Annotated in this window: 1 protein-coding gene; it reads right to left on the bottom strand. The window is 66.5% G+C overall.

Going from position 1 to position 562, the window contains the following annotated elements:
* On the bottom strand, window positions 1–562 hold a 562-nt coding region (locus AC2JF9_RS08330), incomplete at both ends, for a CoA transferase (RefSeq protein WP_500726858.1).

Here is a 562-nt window from a genome sequence, read left to right as displayed (position 1 = left end):
GTCGGATGATCATATTCGACGAAGGTGCCGTTGTGGCGGATCTGGGGATCCTCGACGAGCTCGGCATAGCCGTAGACCGGACCGCTCCAGACATCGTTGGCGCGGAACAGCTCGAGCCATTCGGCGCTGGTCCGCTCCGGCAGCTTCGCCTTCACCCTGGCATGGATCTCGTCGCGGTGGAGCCAGCTGTCGCGTTCGTCGTCGAGCCCGGCGAAGAAATCGTCCTCGAGCAGGGCGCCGAGCTTGCGCACCGGCGCCATCGCGACGGTGATGTAGCCGTCCTTCGTCTCGAACACGCCGTAGGGCGCGCGGATGTAGCTGTGCGCGTGCGGCTGATCGGAGCGGGTCTGCGGCTTGCCGCCGACGGTGAAGACCGACAGCTCCTGCATTTGGAGGGTGGTGATCGCATCGAGCATGTTGACCTGGACGAGCTGGCCCTCGCCGGTTCGCTCGCGATGGAAAAGGGCCGCGAGCGCCCCCTCGAATGCCGAGTAAGCGGTGACAGCGTCGACCAGATACTGGACGGCAGGCGAGGGCAGAGAGCCCGCGGCGCCGGCCGACA

This window comes from Lactobacillus sp. C449L (genome assembly GCF_059900815.1).
The sequence above is the reverse complement of the archived record's forward strand: the minus strand, read 5'-3'. Positions and strand labels throughout refer to the sequence as shown.